Raw genomic sequence first — 20,356 nt, forward strand, 5'->3', positions numbered from 1 at the left:
CGGCGCTTCAAACCCGCCAGGGCCTGCGTCATCTGTCGAGATGGCGCAGCACCGGCTGGCCCTTGAGGACGAGCCGGATCTGCCCGCGGCCCTGGCGCAGGAGGCGCACCGGCAGCGCCCGCTCGTCGAGCCGGCGTTGCAGAAGGAGAAGCCGCGTCTCCAGATTGTCCTTGTAGTCCGGGAGCCGGAGATCGCGCGCCAGGCGGATCTCACGATTGCTGAAATCCGTGCGCGTCTCGCGCAGATACGCGTCCAGGAGATGCACGAGCACCCGGCCCGCCACGCCCTTGATGACATAGCGGCCGTCGATGAAGACGCTGTCGTCAAACGCGTGATGATCGACCTGAAACGTCGCTTCGGGCGGCTCCTCGGCGGCGCCCTCCCCCTCGTCCGAAGCGCTCTCGCGCGCCAGCATCTCGGCAAGCGCGACGGCCTGCGCCGCCTGATGCGCGACGATCGCAAGCCCCGTCTCCGCGCTCGTCCCGAAAGCGAGGCGCTCGCGGCTTTCCACGAAGATCACGCCCTGCACGCTGCCATGCGCCATCATCGGCACGGCGATCTGGCTCATCGCATCGGCAAGCCCCGGCAGCGCGATCATGCGCGACCGGTCCTCGTCCGCGCCCGCCTGCCGCACAGCCGCGCCATAGCGGCGGACGCGGCTCATATCGCTCACTTTCACGGTATGCCCCCGGGCGGCGGCCATGCCGATCACGCCCTCCCCGACCGCCACTTCCGAACCGATGCCGGAGCGCTCGTAGCCGAGACTGCCGATCGTCGTCAGCGTCCCGCCGCTCCCTTCTGCGCCCGCGCCCTCACTCGCCACGGGGCTCGCGCCCCCGCCCGGTCCCCCGTTCGGTCCAACCAGAACCATGACATGCCGATAGCCGAACTGCCGGTTGAGCCCCTGCAGGATCTCGTCGACCACCCCGGTGAGCTCGCTTTCCCCCGCAATCCGCTCGACGACGGCTGCGACCTCGGCAAGGCTCGGCTCGCGGGCAACGGGCGCCGGCATGCCGCCTTCGGGCGAGGGGCATTCGACGATATCCTCGACGCGAAACACATCGACGCTGCGCAGGCGCATCACGCCGGCCATGCCGACCTGCGCGCTCGTCGCCGCAAGCAGCGCTGCGACCCGCACGAAGAGCGGCCCCTCCTCCATCCGGCGCTGAAAGCTGAGGCCGAGGCGAAACTGCCGTCCGTCGCGCCCATCGACCAGAAGAAGCGTCGCCACCGGGTTGGCGCGCAGATTGGCGGCGGTCTTGGTGAAGAACTGGTTCGACAGCGCCACATGCGCCTCGTCCACCCGCACCACATGCGAGAGATAGGAGACGTTGGGCGTGCCGTCCTCGGCGACGGTCGCAACGACCGAGGGAATGACGCCTTCGAAACAGCCCGAAAGATCTGCAAGGCTGAGGCTCACCTCTCCGCCTCCACTTCCTTGCCGGCGCGCGGCCCCGGCGTCTGGTGAAAGACCGCCTCGATCGCCAGGCGCACGAGAACCGGCTCGCGCCCGGAAAGCCAGAGAGAGCTCATCGCCGGCGTCACGCCGAGCGCGGCGAGCGCCTCCGTCATCGCCGCGATATAGCGGGCCGAGCGGTCGCGCGCGGCGGGCGGCGCCTCGCCCACCAGCGCTCGGCCCTTCACCTGGTAGGAGACGTAATCGACCGGCCGCGTGAAGGTGATCGCCGCAGCGCCGGTGTCGCGGAGATTGGCGACCGTCGCCCCCCATTGCCAGGCGGAGACGACGATCTCGACCGCGCTTGCGTCCGGCACCGACCACGCACCGACGCCCCGGCCGATCTCCGCCCGGTTCGCCCGGTCGCGCGTTCCAACGATCATCATCACGGGGCTCGCGATGAAATCGGCAAGCTCCTGGTCGATCCGCATGGCCATGACGCCCGAACCCCGGCCCACGCCGGCACCGCCCGAGCTTAGGCGAATTTTAGGATCGCGTCGCCGCCCTTAAGAGGCATTTAGGAAGCGCCGGCCCGCCCCTCTTTCTAAAAGCCGTCCGACCGCGCCACGCCACGTCCAAGGCGCGCCACCGGGAGAAGCAACCCATGTCTTTCAATTTAGAGACCTATCTCGCCCGCATCGGGCTCAGCCAAGGCCCGGCGACCCTGGAAGGCCTGACCGCGCTCCAGCGCGCCCAGATGGCGACGATCGCTTTTGAGGATATCGAGCCCTATCTCGGCATCGTCCCCGACCTTTCGCCGGACGCGATCTGGCAGAAACTCGTCATCCGGCGGCGCGGCGGCTATTGCTTCGAATTGAACGGCCTCTTCGGTGCGGCGCTGAAGGCGCTCGGCTTCACCGCAAGGCCGGTTCTCGCCCGCGTCCGCATGGGCGCTGCGACGGGCGGCATCCGTGCCCATCTCGCCTGGATCGCAACGCTTGAAGGGCGCGATTATCTCGTCGATGCCGGCTTCGGCGGTCCCGGCCCCTTCGGCCCGCTCGAACTCGTTATGAACGAGGAGCAGACGGTCGCCGGCGCCACCTTCCGCTTCGGCTATGACGCGGCAACCGGCGAGACCCTCCTCCAGCGGCGCGAGGGCGAGCAATTTCTCCAGCTCTTCGGCTTCGACGACAGCCCCTTCACCGCCATCGACATCGAAAGCGCCAATTATCTCTGCACCCATTGGCGGGCCGGCGCCCCCTTCCCGGACAATCTGATGCTGAGCCTGACGCGCCCCGAAGCCCAGCTCACCCTGATGAACCGGACGGCAAAGCGCGTCAGCGCCGACGGCGTCACGAAAGACTGGCAGATCGCCTCCCCGGCCGAGCTCGAACGCCTCGTCGTGGAAGGTTTCGGCCTGAATTACGAGCGCCGCGTGATCGGCGCCCTGTGGGAGAAACTCTATGCGGGGCGCCTCGAACTCGCCGCCTGACCCGCCCCCGTCACCCCGAAATCCCCTTTCGGGGTGACGGCGCCTTTTCGGAAGGACGACGCGCCTTCGCGATGAAGACATTCCTGCCGGGTGAAAACGCGGCCGCGTCCGGCGCATCGCGCCCGCCGGCCACCGCCGCACCACCTCCGCGCCCTCAGGCGAAATCCTCAACGCGCCAGATCTTCAATGAGAACGAACCGCTCCCAAAGGATCGGCAGATCCGGCGAAAACCCGCCATTGCGTTCAAAATAGCCGCGATGGCCCGCGCGCCAGCCCTCCAGGCTGTCGTCCTCGCCCTCGGCGAGCGCCATCGCTTCCGTCACCTCGTCGAAGCGGCATTCGACCAGCTCGACCGTCTCGATGACGAGCGCCGGCGTGTCGTCCCAGTTGAGCGCGATGTCCCGCCGCCCGATGGTGGGCATCGGCTCGCCAGCCTCGAAGTCCCGCAGCGCGCCGCAGGTCGCCACCTTCTTGCCGGCCCGCACCAGCGCAAGAAGCGTGTCGCACAACGCGGCGCTGTCGCCGAACTTGAACGTCTCCGCCCCCGGATACCGCCGCTTCAGCGCCGCCAACTCCTCAGACATCAGAGCATCTCCCTCCTGCCTCCCAAGGCCCCGCCGCATACGGCACATCCGACCCCATGCGTATCGCTTCGGAGCATAACCGAGTCGCGAACTTGACGTTTTATGACAGAAAACCGAGACCCCTCGCCGGCACCCCCTCTTCGGACAGCAGGAAGGAAACCATGGGACAGCCAAAGCAGCCGTTTGTTTCGTGGGGAGCCGCTTTGTTTGTGGCGATACCCGCAGCCCTCTTCGCGATCCAGGCACAAGCCGCCGAGGCGAAGCCGTTCGATGCGGCGAAGGCGTTCTGCGAACGGCAGACTTTCGTCCTGGAACGCATCGAGGAGGTCGGCCCGTGGCTCGACTATTTCAGCGGCCTGCGCAATGGACGCTCGCCCGTGCCGGATGCGAATTGCCCGAGCTCCACGGTCCGCGCCATCCTCAACATCGCCACCAGCAGCACCGTTGAGATCGCTGAAGCGCAACGATCCGCCCTTCACGGCTTCTACGTCGCAAGATCCATGGAGCCGGAACTGGGCGATCGAATTGTCGATCCCGACGGCTCCTTTCGCTATCGCAGCGACGTCGTGCTGATGAGCTTCGTCTGGCTGCTGTGCCCCGGGCATGGAGAGGAAAGGCTTTCCTGCGTGACGGGCATCATCGAAGACTTTCCCACCCAGTTCGTAGAAACGAGCCCGGTCTTTTGCGACTTCGCGGCGCTCGACAAGGCGAAGGTCGAATGGCCTCCCAACCGAGAGGTACGTCCCCTGGTCTGCGCAGCCGGCGGAACCTCGCAATCCGCCAACCCCGAAGCATGGCTGAGACGGGCCGGAATCATCCTCGGAGACTAGGCGGACGCATCGATCGTGCCGGCGCCTCCGATGGCCGCCATATATGCGCCGCCCCCTTGCGCATTCTCATGTCTGACGACCGAACCCGGAAAACCCATGCGGATACGACACATCTTCGCCGCCGCCCTCCTCGCTGGCCTTCTGCCGACGCACGCCCTGGCGGACACGCTCGCGCTGTCGCTGGCAGAGGCCGAGATCGTGTTCAACGAGGCGAGCCGGCAATGGGAGGTCGTCATCCGTCTCGACGATGACAGCGCGAAAGCCTTCGCCCGGTTCACGCAGGCCCATCTGCAGGAAAAGATCGCCGTCATGGTCGACGGCAAGGTGCTCGTCACGCCGATGATCCACTCACCGATCTACGGCGGCCCTCTCCCGATCGGCGGCTCGGAAAGCCAGGCCAAAAGCCAGGATCTGGCCGAGCGATTGCAGAGCGGCCGCGCCATCCTCACCGTCGCCCCGGCAAAATAGCCACCGCCCACGGGCCGCATCCGCGACCATTCCACGGCGCCGACAACCCGTCCGGGGCCATTCTCTCAACACCACCTCTCCGGGCAGCAGAAAGCCGGGCCTCGCCCGCAGGTCACGCCCTACTTGCCAGCGACCGCCGTGAGAATGGCGAGCGACATGAACGAAAAGAAACCGCCCATGGAAAGAAACATGATATTTCTATCTCGGCGAAATTCCTTCTTCGTAAACAAATATCCGAACCGCTCTGAACTCTTAGCCGCGCACCGCCCCAGAGTCGAAGGCTTCATATCGATCAAGTTAAGTTTTCCGATAACTATAAACGTATTAATAAAACCAACAAAAAGGCTGATAGTGAAAAGCACCCCCAGAGCGTTTCTGACAAATGCAATATCAATCAGATCCATCTGATCTCCCCTCACCGGAATCGACATCTGAGGCCCATCCTGCGCCCCGCCCAAGAGACTGATCGCGCGGCGCGGCTCTGTCAAAACCAACGGCCGCTCCGATCTTGGATGCCATCGGAGACGATTGCGCGCTCCGAAAGCTGCGTTGGAAATCCGCCGCCCGTGAATCGCGTCAGCAATGCGCCCTTCCAACCGTTCCCGTATCCAAGCTTTCTGCCCAAAAGCGGATATTCGCGTGACCAAGAGCAGCAGCGCATTCGCGAACGAGACTGCCATTCGTCTCGGAGTGTTATCTCGCGTCCTTCCGCACGTCCGACCTGATCTTGTCGATGACGGCGCGCGTCGCGGCGGGCATATGACGCTGGCGGGGGTAGGTCAGATGAAAGCCCGCGAACGGCGCGCTCCAGCGTTCCAGCAAGGGGGTCAGAGACCCTGCCGCAATATGATCACGAACCGTATCCTCGATAGCGAAGGCGATGCCAAGCCCGTCCAGAGCCGCCCTTTGCGCCACCGTCTTATCATTCACGACCAGTCCCCCCGACGGCGTGATGGAGAACCAGCGGCCGTCCTCGAAGAACTCCCACGGAAAGGGATGCAACTGGCCGGGCCAGCGCCAGCAGATACAATCGTGGGCCAATAGATCGCGCGGATGACCGGGGGCGCCGTGCCGCGACAGATAGGCAGGGGACGCGACCGCGATCTGGCGCAGATCCGCGCCCAAGGGCACGGCGATCATATCCTGAGCGATGACCTCGCCGATACGGATGGCGATGTCGAAGCCATCGGCGACGGGATCTCTGACGGCATCGTCCAGAGTGATGTCGAGCGTCACCTCGGGCAGGTCCCGACGCAAGTCGGGGAGGACCGGCAGCAGGAATCTCTCCGCGGCCGACCGGAACGTGACGATGCGGACCGTTCCCCGTGGGCCGCCCTTGCTGTGCGCCTGTGCCAGCGCCGCGGACATTTCCGCCACTGCAGGTTCCATGCGGCCCCTCAGATGCGCGCCCGCCTCGGTCAGCACCACGCTTCGGGTCGTCCGCTGGAACATCTGCTGCCCCACCTCGGCCTCAAAGGCGCGGATGGTCTGGCTGAGAGCCGAGGGCGTGACGCCCAGCTTCTCGGCCGCGCGCGAGAAATTGAGCGTCTCGGCGACGGCAAGGAAAGCACGAATTTGCGCGAAATCGGTGGGCGTCATGGATGCAATTGTGAAGCTGACCTAACAAGCCTAATAAATCTTTCGTAGATTATAAAGCCCTGCAGCCACGCGTATCTCCGTCGCAAAGGAGATACGTATGACTGAAGATCTTGCCGGCCGAACAGCCCTCGTGACCGGTGCCGCCCGCGGGATCGGCCGCGCCACGGCCCTGACACTGCGCGCACGCGGCGCGCAGATCCTCGCCACAGACATGTCGGAAGCCGTGCATGATCTTGCGGCCGACGGCATTGCGACCCTGACCGGAAATATCGCGGATGAAGAAACCGCCATTCGCAGCGTCGCCCTGGCCGTGGAACGCTTTGGCAGGCTCGACATCCTTGTCAACAACGCCGGCCGGACGATGAACAAGCCGCTCGTCGACATGAGCCTGGCGGATTGGGATGACGTGATGTCCGTCAACGCGCGCGGCACCTTCCTGCATGCGCGCGAGGCGGTACGGGCCATGCTGTCCAGCGGAGGGGTCATCGTCAACATGGCCTCGATCGTGGCGCAGGTGGCGATGAAGGATACCGCCGTCTACGCGGCGTCCAAAGGCGCGATTGCACAACTGACCAAGGTCATTGCGGTCGAATATGGCGATCGCGGCATTCGCGCCAATGCGGTCCTGCCCGGCGTGATCGAAACCGACATCCTGGAGGATATCGTGCCCGACAGCCGCGCCACTCTGGCCAGCTATGGCGCCGCCCATCCCCTGGGTCGCGTCGGCCAGCCGCAGGACATTGCCGAGGTCGTGGCCTTCCTCGCCTCGCCCGCCTCCGCCTTCATGACGGGCACGCTTGTGACCGCCGATGGCGGCTTCACCGCACTTTGAAAGGATAGACGATGCCCTCCATTCTTATGATCGGGGCCGAACGCGGTCTTGGTCTTGGCCTGGCGCAGACCCTTCACGCACAGGGCTGGCAGGTCACCGGCACTGCCCGTTACGGCGCAGACACGAGCAGTCTGGGCAAAGTCGCAAAGGTCGCCCATGTCGATGTCACGCGGGCCGACGAGATCGCGCCGCTGCGCGCTCAGATCGGCACCTTCGACGTCATTTTCCTGGTCGCCGGTGTTTACGGCCCGCTGCACAACTCGGTTGTTGAGGCGACCGAGGACGAGCTGTCCGATATCATGATGACCAATTGCTTCGGTCCCATCCGCCTGGCCCGTCACTTGCTGGACCGGCTGAACGAGGGCGGAACGCTCGCGGTGATGTCGTCGCACCGCGCAAGCATCGCGATGAACACGGAGCCGGGCCTGAAGCTGGACCTTTATCGGGCCAGCAAGGTGGCCCTCAACATGCTCGCCCGCACGATCCATGCCGACACCGGGCTGACCGTCCTGTCGATCCATCCCGGCTGGGTCGCCACCGCCATGGGCACGCTGGACGGCACGGTCGAGGCGGAGATCAGCGTCGAGGAAAGCGTGACCGGAATGGCCGAGGTGCTGAAAGCCAATATGGGATGCCGGGAGCACCGTTATCTGGACCGGCGAGGCAATACGCTGCCCTGGTGATCTCAAACTGGTGATCTCAAACTGGTGATTTCAAAGACGGCCGGCCGCGCGGCGTTCGCCGGGCGAGCGTTCATTCGGAGGCCGCCGTTCCCGCCTGCTGAACTCGAAATCTACTGGTCTCCTGTCGGCCCATCACGACCGCCCCATAGATGGCTTGGATAGTTAGCTTCCAGTCCACTTTCGGGATGCTTTCCCGAATAGCGGACCTCGGACCCGGGGTAGCATTCACCGTAAGCTCGACTACGTTGGACCATCCAAGGACTGAATCGCGAGGCTTCGTGCAGCATCGGCGTGAATTCCTCCAAATGGTCGCGTTCTCGGCAGCCGGGCTGACGCTTGCAGGCTGCAAGGAGAAGAACGCGAGGATGAATGAGTTGTGGCACCAGTGGCAGGCCGACTGGAGATGGATGCAACGGGTCGCCGAGCGGCGAGGCTGGAACCTATCTCCCCTGGCGATTTCTGCCCCGGCCAGTGGGGCCGCGCTGCGGCGCCTTGAGGCGGCGGCGGGAATGTCCATTCCCGAACAGCTTCGCGAGGTGCTGTCGGGCTGTGCCGCTAGCGTGAGGTTCGGATGGAACATGCCTTCGCATCTCACCCCGATGGAGCAGCGCAACTTCCCGACCAGCAGCTTCAACCGCGGCTTCGTCTGGGATTTCGACCAGATCGAGAACCATGCGATCCCGGGTTTCCTCGCCATGAAGCAGGGTCTGGCCGAGGTGGACGAGAGCGAAGCGCCCAACACCCCGGACATGTGGGAGCGGCAGTTCCCGGTGTTCTGGCTGATCAACGGCGACATCCTGACGATCGACATGCGCCGGGCTGACGGCCCGCATCCCGTCCGCTACTTCAGCCATGAGCTGGAGGTGCTGCATGGGCAGGCACTCGCGCCCGACTTCCTGACATTCGTCTCCGAGATGGCACGGCTCGGCCAGGCAGGTACCGAATGGGCCTCGTGGATGCTCTTCGGCGAATGGGACGAGGATCGCTACTACCTGCGTGCCGACAGTCCCGGCGGGCGTGAGTGGCGGCGATGGCTGGAGAGTGACCCGGCCGTGGTGGAGCCTGACGAGCCGCCGCCGGTGATCCTCGGCGAAACCGCGGCCGAGCGAGTCCTACTGGAGGCCGCGCAACGCGGCGACACGCCTGCGGCGATGGCCGCCTTGGCCGGCGGCGCCCGTCCCGATGTGGTCTGGAACCCGGAGTGGATACGGAACGGGCCGTCATCATCATCCGACGACGAGTTCGCCACGGCCGTGACCTTTGCCGTTCGTCGCAACGACACAAGCCTTGTCGAGCGACTTTTGGCGCATGGCGCCTCGCTCGACACACGGCACTTGGCCGTTGCGGAGGCTGTATCCCGTGCGTCGGTTGATACCCTACGCTGGCTCTGCCGTAAGGGCGCGCGCGTCGATGGCTGGAAGAATGAGCGCTACTGGCCCATCCACCTCCTCATGACCCAGCGCCAGCGCCTCGTCGCCGCAAATTCCGAGGAACTCGAACTACAGCTCAGAGAAGAATACGGCCTGGACAGCGATGAGATGGATGCCGAGACCGCGGCACTCAGACGTGAGGCGTTGGAGCCGCTGCTTCAGCGGGACGTTAAAGCATTCATCACGCCGCAGGACTACCTGGCCATGCTCGAAACGCTGCTCGAAAGCGGCGCCGCGCCGGATGCCCCTTGGGACAACGGCATCACCATGCTGATGTGGGGCGGGCCGGAGAGCGCCCGCATCCTGCTACGGTACGGCGCCGACCCGAACTATCATGCCCCGGACGGAACGACGCCGCTCCATTTCACGCGTTCGGCCGCTGTCGCCCGCGTTCTGGTCGAAGCCGGAGCCGACGTGAATGCCCTCGCATCTCCGAACGGGCGGAAGAGTGAAACCGACCCGGTCTATACGCCGCTGCAGTCTTCGCTCATGCTCGCTGACTTGCGCGGAATCGAACTGGCCGAGACGCTTCTCGATCTCGGAGCAGATCCCTCCAAACGCGACGGCGAAGGCTACCCCACGCTCGGCTATGCGACCAACGTCCCGGCCTTCGAGTTGATGAGGCCTTACGGTCTCGATTCGCACGAGCGCATGCCCGACGGCGGCACGCTCCTGCACCGCCTCTACAAACAGCATAGTGTGATCCGCGCAGACTTCCCGAAGGAGGTGGAGATCCTCGACCTCCTCCTGGCCGAAGGTCTTGATATCAACGCACAGGACAATGCAGGGCAGACAGTCCTTCACATCGCGGCACCGAACGCCATCGACGCCGCCTCGATTGAAATTCTTCTCGAACGGGGTGCAGATAAAAGCCTGCGAGATGCGAACGGCAAACGGGCGCTCGACCTGATCCCTCGCTCCAGGCAGGACCTTCGAGGCGCTCTGACATCGGCACGGTGAGGCATTCAGGATTCACGCCACATCGGCGATCCGCACTGATAGCTCTCGGGACCACGCAACTGGGGTCTTCATGGCAGCAAAGAGTCGGGAGCCGAAGGGCAGCTTTTCGCCATACCGTCCATAGAGCTGCCGGTCCGCCCTCCATCCCCCGCCGCCCGTCAATCGCGTCAGCAACGCGCCCAAGCTTGCCATTCAATGCCGCTCGGATAACTATTGAAAGCTCGTTCCTCACGTAGCGGGCGAAAACAAAATCGGGGTGCGGACGGCTTGGCAAAAGGCCTCTAGGACAGTCGCATCTGACCACAGCCGATGGTGCTGCGACCGCAGAGTCTACTGCGGCGTGATTTGTCGGGATCGGAGCAGCTCAATCACAGCCCGTCGATCCACGCCGTCAGCGCGGCGTTCACGTCTTCGGGACGGTCCTGCATGATCCAGTGCCCGGCATGCTCCCACGCTTCGACCTTTGACGCTGGATGAGAGAACCAGGGCCGCATCCGCTCGGCTTGCGCGTCGTCGCGGCACAAATGATAGACCGGCACGCGAAGCTTGCGACAGAAGACTTCGCTCTGCGCGCCGACGCCGACCTGGTTGGCCCCTAGAAACAGTGGTCCGAACGTCTCACGCACCACATGGGCGGGCATGCCCTGGACCCGCCGCGCGTGCCAGCGCTTCATCGCCAGAGCCGTGGCCGGATCGTAGAACTGTTCGAAGAGCGCAGGCGCGACCGATCCAGGATCACCAGTGCCGAGAGCGGCGTTGACCTTCTGGAATACCGGAGTGAGGTTTTCGGCGAACCCCAAAGAGCCATCTACCGACACGACGGCATCCACGATGTCGGGCCGCTTGGCTGCAAGCCGGGCGGCAAGCTGCCCACCCATCGAATGCCCGACCAGCACAAACCGCTCCGTCGGATATCCGGTGTCGATGAACGCCTCCAGGTCCGAGACGTAGTCGGCAGGGTCGTAGGCGCCCGACGGAACGACCTCCGACCAGCCGTGCCCGCGCAAATCGACGGCCACGGTGCGATAGCGACTTTCCAGAACGGGAAGCTGCCAGCACCAATCGTTCGAGTCCGCCGTCCATCCGTGGAGCAGGAGGAGATTTCGGCCCTTGCCGCTTTCCGTCGAGAAAAGGCGGGCGGTTGTTCGCGCCGCTGCCGCCGCGCGGGCCGGCACCATTGCCATGACGCCCGCAGCACCTGCAAAACCAAGCAGACTTCGCCTCGACAAACTCGGTTGATCCATTTCCATCTGGTCCTGATGCCGTTGTCGCGCCACTTCTCATAGAAGCTGACATCAAGATGCACATCGGATATCTAGGATCAATTACGCACCTGAAAGTGCGCAGATGGATGTGAGGATATCTAGTGGCTGATGGACACGATCCGGTTTTCTTTGCCGATTGCGCGGCGCGATCCTTCTTCGATCAGGTGGCGAACAAGTGGGCGGTGATGATCCTGACGATCCTCAGTGAGCGGCCGTCGCGCTTCAACGAGATGAAGCGCCGTATGGAGGGGGTCACCCACAAGGCACTGACCCAGGCGCTGCGCCGGCTGGAGCGCAATGGCCTGCTCTCACGCCGGGTCCTAGCAACCTCGCCTGTCGCCGTGGAATACTCCATCACCCCCCCTCGGGCAGACGCTGCAAGTTCCCTTCCGGGCAGTCTATGACTGGTCAATCGAAAATCTCGATAAAATAGAAGAAGCCAAACGGCGCTATGATGCCATGCAGGCTGACCACGGCTCGGCGGATGCTTAAAGCCCTCGTCCCGCCTCGCAAATGTCCGCTGTTATGAAGCATAACAATCGCCGGAACGGCGCCCCCCGGCAAAATCGCGCCCGGCGATCTCGACCCGCACACGACAGCCCCCCAGTTTGACCTCCACCGCCTCTAAGCGGCCGGCGTTTGGCCCGAGAGAACCTGCCGGAAGACGGGCATGTCGATATTGCCGCCGGTCAGGATGAGGGCGACGCGTTTGCCGCGAAAGCGTTCGCGCTCGCCCATCAGCGCGGCCAGAGGCGCGGCGCCTGCCCCTTCCGCCATGTTGTGCGTGTCGGTGTAGAGAATGCGAATTGCCTCGGCGATTTCGTCCTCGCCGACCTGCAAGATGCCCGCCGCGCCGTTCAGAATAATCTCCAGCGCCTCCGCCTGAGGCTCGCGGCACGCCACGCCGTCGGCAAATGTGCGTGCGGTCGAGGTGGGCCGGGGGCGGCCGGCTTCGAAGGATTGCGCAAAGGCCGGCGCGTTTCGGGCGACCACGCCCCAGATCTCCGTCTTCAGCCCCAACAGATCGCGCAGCGTGATCAGGCTGCAGATCCCCGATCCCATGCCGACCGGAACGAGGACGGCATCGATATCGGCGTGGTCGGTGAACAATTCGTGGGCGTAGGTCGCGACCCCCGCAACGATATCGCGGTGGAAGGAGGGGACGAACATAAAGCCGTGCGAGGCCTGATAGCCCGTCGCAATCTCCCGGCTTTCGTCGAAATCCTTGCCCGCGACGATGACCTCGCCGCCGAACGCCGCCATCGCCGCGTTCTTTTCGCGCGAATTGCCTTCCGGAACGATGATTTTCGCCGGAATGCCGGCTCGGGCGGCGCCGATGGCGATGGATTGACCGTGGTTGCCGCGCGTCGCCGTCACCAGGCCGGGCGGCAGGGCACCGGCGCGGCGCAGGTTTTCGACATAAAACAGCCCACCCCGCGCTTTGAACGAGCCGGTGGGCGTGTGGTTTTCATGCTTGACGATGACCTCCGCCCCGGTCCGGCTCGCCAGAAGAGGCCAGGCATAGGCCGGTGTCGGTTTGACGGTCGTGCCGACGACGGCAACGGCGGCGTCCAGGTCGTTCAGGGAAAAGAGCATTGCAAAATCCTTGCGTGGCAATGGCGCTTGGATCATGCCCCCCGCGTGCCCCGGCGGGCTTTCATGAATCCGATGCGAAATCGCCTGCGCCCATGAACTGCGGGTGAGGATGCCACTGCAAAATGCTACGCTGCGGCATGACGACGACGCACAGCATGGGCGCTTGCCCCACCGAGCCGGTCAGGACGTACGAAGACGCGACATGGCGGGTGGAGCTCCTCCCCCGGCAGGCCTACGAAACGCGCTACACGCCCGAACGGCCGGTGATCGGCTTTGCGTTTGATCGACAGAATGGCGTGCATGCCTTTGCGGGCGACAGGAATCGTGATTTTGCGGCGCGTGCGAACGGCTTCGCCTACCTGCCCGCCGGCTGCGAAATCTACTCGCGCTCTGAAGGTGGCGGCGAATATCTCAGAATTCTGCGCAAGAACGGACGAGATGCGAGGCCGCGCGAGCGGCACTTCAGCGATTTTGCCCATCGGGCGGCCACCAATTCAGCCCACCGTTTGCGCCGGCAAATTCTGCTTCAGGACACCCGCGATCCCCTCGCGATCGAAGCGCTGGCCCTCGACCTCGAGCGTGCGGCAACGGCGATCATCGATGGCTCGGAACCTCGCGATTTGGCGGCCCATTGGATGACGCAGAGACGCATGAGCCGTGTCGAGGCGATCATCGAAGCGCGCTTTGCCCAGGCTTTGACTGTCGCGGAATTGGCCGAGGCTCTCGACTTGTCGGCCGATTTCTTCACCCGCGCCTTTCGCGCGGCTTTCGGCCGGACCCCGCGCGACGCCATCATCGACCGCCGCATTCGCCATGCACGGGATCTGCTGTTGAAGGGCGATGCGCCGTTGGCCGCCATCGCCCTGGCGAGCGGCTTCTCCTCTCACGCCCATATGACCGCACAGTTCAGCCAACGGTTGGGGATGTGCCCCAGCAAATTTCGGCGGACATGATGTCGGTTGCTGCAGGCTCTGCGGCCCCACAGCAAAACGCGCATCCCGTCATCGCGTTCTCTTTCGGCAAAATCCCGCCCGGCGATCTCGACATGCAGGTCACAGAGTCCGGGCTGGGCTCGACCGTGCGGGAGTTGACCGGATTATTTCTATACCGTAGATATTCTACACCGTAGAAAACCCCTATCCGGGCTCGACCGCGTCGCCCGTGCCGCCAGCGCCAGGCGCAGATGGTCGGATGATTGACACAGACATGAGCGCCACGCCCGGCCTTTTCGACCTGAGTGACGAACGTGGTGTGCTGAGAACATCCATCGCGATGACGCTGATGGTCTCGGCGCTCGGCATCGGCTTTGGCCTCATCGCCGGTTCGTTCTCGATCCTCTTCGACGGCGTGTATTCGCTGGTCGATGCCAGCATGAGCCTCCTGTCCCTGCTCGTGGTCAATCTCATCACATCTTATGCCGCCTCCAAGAAACTGCCCCGCCGGTTGCACGAGCGCTTCTCCGTAGGGTTCTGGCATCTGGAGCCGATGGTGCTGGGGCTGAACGGCACGCTTCTGATCGGCGTCGCGATCTATGCGCTTTTCAACGCGATCAGCAGCCTGCTCGAAGGAGGCCGCGATCTCGAATTCGATTGGGCCATCGTCTACGCCGTCATCACGCTGATCGTCTGCGTGGTCACCGCCGTCGTCGAGACACGCGCCAACCGCGGGATCGATTCCGATTTCGTGCGGCTCGACGTCAAAGGCTGGGTCATGTCCGCGGGCATCACGGGAGCTCTCCTGATCGCCTTCTGCATGGGCTATGGGATCCAGGATACGAAATGGCAGTGGGTTTCGCCCTATATCGACCCGTCGGTTCTGACACTCGTCTGTCTGCTTCTCATCCCGCTGCCAGTCGCGACCGTGCGGCAGGCGATGGCCGACATCTTCCTCGTCACGCCCGCCGACCTGAAGTCACATATCGAGGAGGTGGCGAGGGCTTTCGTCGACAAGCACGGCTTCGTTTCGCACCGCGCCTATGTGGCGCGGGTCGGCCGCTCGAAGGATATCGAGCTCTATTTCATAGTCCCGCCCGATGCACCGGCGCGCCACATCCGCGAATGGGACGCGCTGCGTGAAGAGGTCGGCGCGGCCATCGGCGGCGAAGGGCCGGATCGCTGGCTCACGATCGTCTTCACAGGGGACCCCGCATGGGCGGACTGATGCGCCCGACGCGATGAAGAGAGGATGGCACAGCCATGGCGAGAAAGACGAGCCACCTTGCCGCTGGCCCGCGAAACCTGTCGAAGAACACCATCCTCGAGACCGCCATAGACTTGATGGAAGAAGCCCGCGAGAGCGGCTTCAGCCTTCGCAAGCTCGGCGAGCGCGTCGGTTGCGATCCGATGGCGATCCTCTACCACTTCGGCAATAAGAACGGCCTGTTTCGCGCGATGGCCGACGAACTGATGGCAAGGCTCGAGACTGTCGACGAGTCGAAGCCGTGGAATGAGAGGCTGCGCAACCATGCCCGCCAGTATCGCACACTGGCGCTCGGCCATCCGAACACCTTCGGCCTGACGCAGCGGTTTCTCAACACCGGCATCTCGGATTTCGCGCATATCGAGATGGTGCATCGCGCGCTGGCCGATGCCGGAATCCCCGACACGGAGGCCCCGGCTGTCTGCCTTGCCTGGTATGCCTCCGTGATCGGCCTGTGCATGGGTGAAATCGGTGGGCTGATCCGGCCTGCGACCGAGGCCGAGACGCAGGAGATCCTGGAAACGCCCGAAAGACGATATCCGCATCTGCATGCGCTCGCCCCCGCCTATCGGTCGCTCGATCCCGAAATGGCGTTCGAAACCGCCAGCGATATCCTGATCCAGGGAATTGCGCGTCTGTCTTGAGCAAGATGCGCAAAGGCTCGGAACGGAACCGTCTTGCTGAAAGATCTCACGATCCGCGCGTTCGACGCGGCGACGGACACCGAAAACCTCTCAAGGATCTGGCTGGACGCATCCCTCCTGGCGCCTCCCTCCTGGCGCATCCCGTCATCGGGCGCGCCCGGCGCTTCAATCACCCGAATTCCGGGGTGATGGCGCGCCGGATTACACGGTCGGAACGGTGCCGCCGTCGATCACGTACTCGGCGCCGGTGATCGCACCGGCGCGCTCGCAGGCGGAAGGCGATCAGGCTCGCCACGTCCTCCGGCCTGGAGAACCGGCCGATCGGAACCCCGCCGAGCGCGTTCATGAGGATGCGCTTGCCATGCGCGATGCCGGTGCCCGCCTCGGCCGTCCGGGGCCGGCAGATCCGAATGGCGGCGGGTCAGCGAGTTTCTGGGCCGAGACCCGCCGTCGCACGTCCCGCCTAAGACACCGGGCGAAGCCCGTAGCGGCCGGCGGATCGGAGAGCGCAGCAAAAAGCCAGGATCTGGCCAAGCGATTGCAGACCGGCCGCTCCATCCTCAACGTCGTCCCTCAGCAATAGCCACCGCCACGCACTACTTGCCAGCGACCGCCATGCGTGTATGCGCCACCTAACCAAGGCAGGATTGGCGTGTCATCCGGCGGGCCAAATCTGTCTCGATCAACTGCATCCACGCCTCATTCTAAGCACGGACCGTTGCGATGCCAGCCCCCGCGCTTCAGGCGACAAGAGCACGCAACCAATGTCGATTGCGCGCGCTCCAAAAGAGGTGTTGGAAATCCGCCGCCCGTGAATCGCGTCAGCTATGCGCCCATGCAGGTCATTCCTATAGCCATATCTGCCGCTTGAAAGCGGACATTCGGCATGGAAGAGGTGTAAGGGCCATTATGGAATGACTAGGAACCGCAACGGAATATAGGTTTATCGACCATGCGTGATCTGTTTTCGGAGGTTCTCGACCTGCAAAAAATTTTTCAGCTAAGAACACTCCCGCCATACAACGAAGAGGCATCCTGATCCGTGGAGCAATTCCGCAGGAATTGCGAACGTGGCCTTCAGTTTCGGCTGAAGCAGCCAAGCCTTATCAGGGGCAGATCGATGTTGAAGGGCGGGACGAAACAGGTCGAAAGACGTTTATTCCTTGGGTAAGGGTGTATTCGCCTGAACTGTCGCTTTCAGCCCAGCATGGATGGTATGCCGTCTATTTGTTCGAGCCTGAGGGGGGTGGCGTTTCGCTATGCCTGAGTCACGGGTCGACCCAGTTCGACGGTCAAGGCTACATCGCACGGCCACAGGAAGAAGTTGAGCCGTTACTAGTGTGGGCTCGTGACACGATCGGGAAGAGAGCCGAAGAAAGTGGTTTTCGATTGGGCGTCGATCTACGTGCGGAAAATGCTTTGGGAAGAGCCTATGAGCGTACCACTGCTTATTCAAAACACTATGAAGCGACGAACCTCCAGAAATAGCTGAGGTTCGTCAAATCTTCGCTCCTTTGAAACGCCCAGGAACAGGCGGGCATGGTTCGGTCTATCGGCCGAGGGGCGTCGCTCGGTTGAGCGCAGAGCGATGAGAGCCGCCCGGGAATGGCTAGTGTGCGATGGCTATCAGAAGATTAAAGACACCAGCGCCAACTCGTCGTTCGATTTCACGGCTGTTCGCAACGGAAATGAATTCGTGGTCGAGGTGAAAGGCACCACCACGAACGGCGAGGCGATTCTGATTACTGCTGCTGAGGTAAAAGTTCATAAGGCTCGGTATCCTCAGAATATTCTAATCCTTGTCAGCAGTATCGAGCTAGTCAGCGACGCGGAGGCAACTTGCGGATTAGTGCAAGTCCATGCTCCATGGGATGCACAAGCGGCTGCGCTAGAGCCGATTGCCTATCGCTGCATACTGTAGCACCACTCCGTCTTTCGAAGGCAGTTAGGGGCAGGAGAATGTGAGTTTTCGCGCCTTCGCCCATCCATATACAAACTGCCGAATTTCTTCGGTCCGGTGCTGCGGTGCGACCTTGCCGTCACGCATGGAAACGGTCGCTTCGTGTCCAATGAGCCAAGGAAGCAGTCCGAGGCGGTCATAACTCTCTCCCGGATCTGAATACCCAGGATTAAGCCACTGCACGAAGATGTCAAAATCATTCTCGGTAACGTAATTGAGCGTTTGACGCACTGCTTCGATATATTGCATCGAACATAAAATAACACAGCAGTCTTTATTTTCTATTATATCTCCCGCGTAAAGCTGACGCTCTTCAGGAGATCCGCTTATTAAAAAGACCCTTACACATTCCCCGCCATAGAGAGTTAAAGTCCTATTATTTCGACCCGTCCGAACAGTCGCTCCAAATAATGTGTTCCACGTACTCGACTTACCTGAGTTCCGGTTGCCCAGAACACCCACAAAAAGGCGGTGTCCCAAGTTATCCTCCTGCACCTGACGCTCACCACTATACACGTCGTTTTGGCCTCAGCTGCGAACTGTCAGCAGCTTCAATCTGAAATAGAATCACCGTGGTCTGTTTTCACGCAAAACGTTCGCATCTTAGGTCGTAAGAGAGCGCTTTTAATACCTCGTATCCCGGGAAACCCGAATGGCTGCTTTCTACAATCCCGCCCAGAAGCTGCCATTCCCCTTCCGGCCCATCCCTCCCGCTCCACTTCTCGTTCCGCCTCTCGCGCGGCGCCCTCCAGCTCGTCCGCCCTCCATCCCCCAGCAAAATCCCACCCGGCGTTCTCGACATGCACGCCACCGCCTCCCGGTTCGACCTCCACCGCATCTAAGCGACCGGCGTTTGGCCCGAGAGAATCTGCCGGAAGACGGGCATGTCGATATTGCCCCCGGTCAGGATGAGGGCGACGCGTTTGCCGAGAAAGCGTTCGCGCGCGCCCATCAGCGCGGCCAGAGGCGCAGCACCGGCCCCTTCCGCCATGTTGTGCGTGTCGGTGTAGTGAATGCGGATTGCCTCGGCGATTTCGTCCTCGCCGACCTGCAAGATGCCCGCCGCGCCGTTCATCGCGGTCCGGCGCCGGAGTTAAGACCGGCGACCTGCTCCGGGCATCGTCTTGTGCGAGGGGGTCATGCACGATGTCACGATCCGTGCCTTCGACGCGGCGACGGACACCGAAAGACTTTCAAAGATCTGGCTGGACGCATCCGTCCTGGCGCCTCGCTCCTGGCGCATCCCGTCATCGGCCGCGCCCGGCTCTTCAATCACCCGAACTCCGGGGTGATTGAAGAGCCGGATTACACGGTCGGAACGGTGCCGCCGTCGATCACGTACTCGGCGCCGGTGATCGCACCGGCGCGCTCGGAGGCGAGGAAGGCGATCAGGCTTGCCACTTCCTCCGGCCTGGAGAACCGGCCGATCGGAACCCCGCCGAGCGCGTTCATGAGGATGCGCTTGCCATGCGCGATGTCGGTGCCCGCCTCGGCCGCCAGGCGCCCGGCGAGCCGTACCGCAGCCTCCGTTTCGATCCCGCCCGGCGAGACCCGCAGCACGCGGACCCCTTTCGGTGAGACCTCCTTTGAAAGGCTCTTGCTGTAAGTCGAAAGCGCCGCCTTCGCGGCCGCATAGGCCGTCGTCGCCTCCGGCAGTGGCAGCTGGCGCTGGATCGAAGTCACGTGGATGACGACGCCGTGTCCCTCAGCCACCATGCCGGGGACGAGCGCACGGTCGAGCCTCACCGCCGGCATCAAGTTGAGGTCGATCTCTTTCGCCCATTCCGCATCGCTCAACGCCGCGAAACCGCCAGCGGGGGCTGACGAGCCGCCGAGCATGTGGACGACGATGTCGATACCGCCCAGGCGCTCGCGAACCTCGCCGGCGAGCCTGGCACAATCGGCGGCAACGGTCAGGTCCGCCTCGACGAACATCGCCGCGTCGACGTTCTCCGGCCTCGATCGCGCCGTCGTCAGAACGTTTGCACCGAGCTCGCGAAACAGGGAGACCGTAGCCGCACCCGCGCCGCGGGTGCCGGAGGTGATGAGCACACGCTTGCCCTCCAATGTGAGGAAGGCGCTCATACGCCGATCTCCAAGGCGGCGATCCGATCGCCCTTGAGACGGAACCCGAAGGTCAGCACAGCCGGACTGCCTGGAAAGTCACCGCGCACCTCTGCCCGGACGCGATATGTGTCATGCGCCTCAGACCCTTCGAGCGGCTGCGCGCAGTGCCGATATTTTTCCTTCGTCTCGCGCCACCAGGCCGCAATCGCCTCCAGCCCACAATGCTCCTGGCCCTCGTCGCGCACGACGGCATCGGGCGTAAGGGTCTGAAGCAAGGTCTCAAGATCGTGGCGCCTGTCGGCAGCGAAGTAGGTTTCGATCGGGGAAGGCAGGTTCATGCCGCCGCTCCAT

At 63.4% G+C, this 20,356-nt stretch carries 22 protein-coding genes and 2 pseudogenes; 12 read left to right on the forward strand and 12 right to left on the reverse strand.

The features are described 5' to 3' along the window. Positions 1–28: 28 nt before the first annotated feature. Together L0F51_RS08430 and L0F51_RS08435 are read right to left on the reverse strand one after the other, a co-directional pair. The gene (locus tag L0F51_RS08430; protein WP_234628752.1) at positions 29–1,420 is read right to left on the reverse strand and encodes a pyridoxamine 5'-phosphate oxidase family protein; all 1,392 of its coding nucleotides are present in this window, start codon (positions 1,418–1,420) and stop codon (positions 29–31) included. After that, a complete protein-coding gene (locus L0F51_RS08435; RefSeq protein ID WP_234628753.1) occupies positions 1,417–1,893 on the reverse strand; it encodes a hypothetical protein in 477 nt (158 codons plus the stop codon). Before L0F51_RS08435 ends, L0F51_RS08430 begins: the two co-directional genes overlap by 4 nt. 167 nt (positions 1,894–2,060) lie before the next feature. Here L0F51_RS08435 and L0F51_RS08440 point away from each other — a divergent pair, with 167 nt between their 5' ends. Then, positions 2,061–2,888: an arylamine N-acetyltransferase gene (locus L0F51_RS08440; protein ID WP_234628754.1), complete on the forward strand. Its 828-nt coding sequence runs from the start codon at positions 2,061–2,063 to the stop codon at positions 2,886–2,888. A 167-nt stretch (positions 2,889–3,055) separates the two neighbouring features. On the opposite strand, the gene L0F51_RS08445 is transcribed toward L0F51_RS08440, so the two are convergent. Next, on the reverse strand, positions 3,056–3,472 hold the full coding sequence (locus L0F51_RS08445) for an ASCH domain-containing protein (protein ID WP_234628755.1): 417 nt from the start codon (positions 3,470–3,472) through the stop codon (positions 3,056–3,058). A gap of 209 nt (positions 3,473–3,681) precedes the next feature. Here L0F51_RS08445 and L0F51_RS08450 point away from each other — a divergent pair, with 209 nt between their 5' ends. Together L0F51_RS08450 and L0F51_RS08455 are read left to right on the forward strand one after the other, a co-directional pair. Then, on the forward strand, positions 3,682–4,302 hold the full coding sequence (locus L0F51_RS08450) for a hypothetical protein (RefSeq protein ID WP_234628756.1): 621 nt from the start codon (positions 3,682–3,684) through the stop codon (positions 4,300–4,302). A gap of 96 nt (positions 4,303–4,398) precedes the next feature. Beyond that, complete coding sequence (locus L0F51_RS08455; RefSeq protein ID WP_234628757.1) at positions 4,399–4,770, forward strand: hypothetical protein; 372 nt, start codon at positions 4,399–4,401, stop codon at positions 4,768–4,770. 119 nt (positions 4,771–4,889) lie between these two features. On the opposite strand, the gene L0F51_RS08460 is transcribed toward L0F51_RS08455, so the two are convergent. Continuing rightward, positions 4,890–5,450 carry a hypothetical protein gene (locus L0F51_RS08460; protein WP_234628758.1) on the reverse strand — a complete coding sequence of 187 codons (561 nt, stop codon included), beginning with the start codon at positions 5,448–5,450 and terminating at the stop codon, positions 4,890–4,892. Positions 5,451–5,463: 13 nt separating this feature from the next. Further along, the gene (locus tag L0F51_RS08465) at positions 5,464–6,369 is read right to left on the reverse strand and encodes a LysR family transcriptional regulator (protein ID WP_234628759.1); all 906 of its coding nucleotides are present in this window, start codon (positions 6,367–6,369) and stop codon (positions 5,464–5,466) included. Between the two features lie 97 nt (positions 6,370–6,466). Here L0F51_RS08465 and L0F51_RS08470 point away from each other — a divergent pair, with 97 nt between their 5' ends. The 3 genes from L0F51_RS08470 to L0F51_RS20145 all read left to right on the forward strand — a co-directional run bounded on the left by L0F51_RS08470 (position 6,467) and on the right by L0F51_RS20145 (position 10,274). Beyond that, the gene (locus L0F51_RS08470) at positions 6,467–7,201 is read left to right on the forward strand and encodes an SDR family NAD(P)-dependent oxidoreductase (protein WP_234628760.1); all 735 of its coding nucleotides are present in this window, start codon (positions 6,467–6,469) and stop codon (positions 7,199–7,201) included. Positions 7,202–7,212: 11 nt separating this feature from the next. Further along, entirely contained in the window at positions 7,213–7,884 is a 672-nt protein-coding gene (locus L0F51_RS08475) for an SDR family oxidoreductase (protein WP_234628761.1), read from the forward strand. A gap of 278 nt (positions 7,885–8,162) precedes the next feature. After that, the gene (locus L0F51_RS20145) at positions 8,163–10,274 is read left to right on the forward strand and encodes an ankyrin repeat domain-containing protein (RefSeq protein WP_234628762.1); all 2,112 of its coding nucleotides are present in this window, start codon (positions 8,163–8,165) and stop codon (positions 10,272–10,274) included. A gap of 368 nt (positions 10,275–10,642) precedes the next feature. Here the strand turns inward: L0F51_RS20145 and L0F51_RS08485 are convergent, their stop codons facing one another. Beyond that, complete coding sequence (locus tag L0F51_RS08485) at positions 10,643–11,458, reverse strand: alpha/beta fold hydrolase (protein WP_234628763.1); 816 nt, start codon at positions 11,456–11,458, stop codon at positions 10,643–10,645. A 182-nt stretch (positions 11,459–11,640) separates the two neighbouring features. Between L0F51_RS08485 and L0F51_RS08490 the strand changes: the two genes are divergently transcribed. Further along, complete coding sequence (locus tag L0F51_RS08490; protein WP_370642337.1) at positions 11,641–11,943, forward strand: winged helix-turn-helix transcriptional regulator; 303 nt, start codon at positions 11,641–11,643, stop codon at positions 11,941–11,943. A gap of 220 nt (positions 11,944–12,163) precedes the next feature. On the opposite strand, the gene L0F51_RS08495 is transcribed toward L0F51_RS08490, so the two are convergent. Further along, the gene (locus tag L0F51_RS08495; protein WP_234628764.1) at positions 12,164–13,135 is read right to left on the reverse strand and encodes a threonine dehydratase; all 972 of its coding nucleotides are present in this window, start codon (positions 13,133–13,135) and stop codon (positions 12,164–12,166) included. Between the two features lie 122 nt (positions 13,136–13,257). On the opposite strand from L0F51_RS08495, the gene L0F51_RS08500 reads away from it, so the two are divergent. The 3 genes from L0F51_RS08500 to L0F51_RS08510 all read left to right on the forward strand — a co-directional run bounded on the left by L0F51_RS08500 (position 13,258) and on the right by L0F51_RS08510 (position 15,978). Further along, positions 13,258–14,088 (forward strand): helix-turn-helix domain-containing protein, encoded by an 831-nt coding sequence (locus tag L0F51_RS08500; RefSeq protein ID WP_234628765.1) that lies wholly within the window; start codon positions 13,258–13,260, stop codon positions 14,086–14,088. Between the two features lie 238 nt (positions 14,089–14,326). Continuing rightward, positions 14,327–15,295, forward strand: a complete 969-nt coding sequence (locus L0F51_RS08505; RefSeq protein WP_234628766.1) for a cation diffusion facilitator family transporter — start codon at positions 14,327–14,329, stop codon at positions 15,293–15,295. A 35-nt stretch (positions 15,296–15,330) separates the two neighbouring features. Continuing rightward, complete coding sequence (locus L0F51_RS08510) at positions 15,331–15,978, forward strand: TetR/AcrR family transcriptional regulator (protein WP_234628767.1); 648 nt, start codon at positions 15,331–15,333, stop codon at positions 15,976–15,978. A gap of 201 nt (positions 15,979–16,179) precedes the next feature. On the opposite strand, the pseudogene L0F51_RS08515 reads toward L0F51_RS08510, so the two are convergent. Further along, positions 16,180–16,363, reverse strand: a pseudogene (locus tag L0F51_RS08515) (SDR family oxidoreductase); the annotation flags it as partial. A 653-nt stretch (positions 16,364–17,016) separates the two neighbouring features. Between L0F51_RS08515 and L0F51_RS20150 the strand changes: the two are divergent. Then, positions 17,017–17,466, forward strand: a complete 450-nt coding sequence (locus L0F51_RS20150) for an MrcB family domain-containing protein (RefSeq protein ID WP_370642382.1) — start codon at positions 17,017–17,019, stop codon at positions 17,464–17,466. 97 nt (positions 17,467–17,563) lie between these two features. Then, a pseudogene (locus L0F51_RS08520) lies at positions 17,564–17,899 on the forward strand (protein NO VEIN domain-containing protein); the annotation flags it as partial. Between the two features lie 24 nt (positions 17,900–17,923). Here L0F51_RS08520 and L0F51_RS08525 read toward each other — a convergent pair. From L0F51_RS08525 to L0F51_RS08540, 4 genes are all read right to left on the reverse strand, one after another. Then, on the reverse strand, positions 17,924–18,418 hold the full coding sequence (locus tag L0F51_RS08525) for a hypothetical protein (protein ID WP_234628769.1): 495 nt from the start codon (positions 18,416–18,418) through the stop codon (positions 17,924–17,926). A 358-nt stretch (positions 18,419–18,776) separates the two neighbouring features. After that, positions 18,777–19,013, reverse strand: a complete 237-nt coding sequence (locus tag L0F51_RS08530; RefSeq protein WP_234628770.1) for a hypothetical protein — start codon at positions 19,011–19,013, stop codon at positions 18,777–18,779. Positions 19,014–19,243: 230 nt separating this feature from the next. After that, positions 19,244–20,023 (reverse strand): SDR family oxidoreductase, encoded by a 780-nt coding sequence (locus tag L0F51_RS08535; RefSeq protein ID WP_234628771.1) that lies wholly within the window; start codon positions 20,021–20,023, stop codon positions 19,244–19,246. Beyond that, the gene (locus L0F51_RS08540) at positions 20,020–20,343 is read right to left on the reverse strand and encodes a nuclear transport factor 2 family protein (RefSeq protein WP_234628772.1); all 324 of its coding nucleotides are present in this window, start codon (positions 20,341–20,343) and stop codon (positions 20,020–20,022) included. Before L0F51_RS08540 ends, L0F51_RS08535 begins: the two co-directional genes overlap by 4 nt. Positions 20,344–20,356: the final 13 nt, after the last annotated feature.

The sequence above is a fragment of the Afifella sp. H1R genome (genome assembly GCF_021462425.1).
GTDB classification, from domain to species: Bacteria; Pseudomonadota; Alphaproteobacteria; order Rhizobiales; family Afifellaceae; genus Afifella; species Afifella aestuarii.

Excerpts from the sequence above, each read along its gene's own strand:
- L0F51_RS08435 (WP_234628753.1), bottom strand. The coding sequence starts at position 1,893 with ATGGCCATGCGGATCGACCAGGAGCTTGCCGATTTCATCGCGAGCCCC.
- L0F51_RS08440 (WP_234628754.1), top strand. The coding sequence starts at position 2,061 with ATGTCTTTCAATTTAGAGACCTATCTCGCCCGCATCGGGCTCAGCCAA.
- L0F51_RS08445 (WP_234628755.1), bottom strand. The coding sequence starts at position 3,472 with ATGTCTGAGGAGTTGGCGGCGCTGAAGCGGCGGTATCCGGGGGCGGAG.
- L0F51_RS08455 (WP_234628757.1), top strand. The coding sequence starts at position 4,399 with ATGCGGATACGACACATCTTCGCCGCCGCCCTCCTCGCTGGCCTTCTG.
- L0F51_RS08460 (WP_234628758.1), bottom strand. The coding sequence starts at position 5,450 with ATGGCAGTCTCGTTCGCGAATGCGCTGCTGCTCTTGGTCACGCGAATA.
- L0F51_RS08465 (WP_234628759.1), bottom strand. The coding sequence starts at position 6,369 with ATGACGCCCACCGATTTCGCGCAAATTCGTGCTTTCCTTGCCGTCGCC.
- L0F51_RS08470 (WP_234628760.1), top strand. The coding sequence starts at position 6,467 with ATGACTGAAGATCTTGCCGGCCGAACAGCCCTCGTGACCGGTGCCGCC.
- L0F51_RS08475 (WP_234628761.1), top strand. The coding sequence starts at position 7,213 with ATGCCCTCCATTCTTATGATCGGGGCCGAACGCGGTCTTGGTCTTGGC.
- L0F51_RS08485 (WP_234628763.1), bottom strand. The coding sequence starts at position 11,458 with ATGGCAATGGTGCCGGCCCGCGCGGCGGCAGCGGCGCGAACAACCGCC.
- L0F51_RS08495 (WP_234628764.1), bottom strand. The coding sequence starts at position 13,135 with ATGCTCTTTTCCCTGAACGACCTGGACGCCGCCGTTGCCGTCGTCGGC.
- L0F51_RS08500 (WP_234628765.1), top strand. The coding sequence starts at position 13,258 with ATGCTACGCTGCGGCATGACGACGACGCACAGCATGGGCGCTTGCCCC.
- L0F51_RS08505 (WP_234628766.1), top strand. The coding sequence starts at position 14,327 with ATGATTGACACAGACATGAGCGCCACGCCCGGCCTTTTCGACCTGAGT.
- L0F51_RS08510 (WP_234628767.1), top strand. The coding sequence starts at position 15,331 with ATGGCGAGAAAGACGAGCCACCTTGCCGCTGGCCCGCGAAACCTGTCG.
- L0F51_RS08530 (WP_234628770.1), bottom strand. The coding sequence starts at position 19,013 with ATGAACGGCGCGGCGGGCATCTTGCAGGTCGGCGAGGACGAAATCGCC.
- L0F51_RS08535 (WP_234628771.1), bottom strand. The coding sequence starts at position 20,023 with ATGAGCGCCTTCCTCACATTGGAGGGCAAGCGTGTGCTCATCACCTCC.
- L0F51_RS08540 (WP_234628772.1), bottom strand. The coding sequence starts at position 20,343 with ATGAACCTGCCTTCCCCGATCGAAACCTACTTCGCTGCCGACAGGCGC.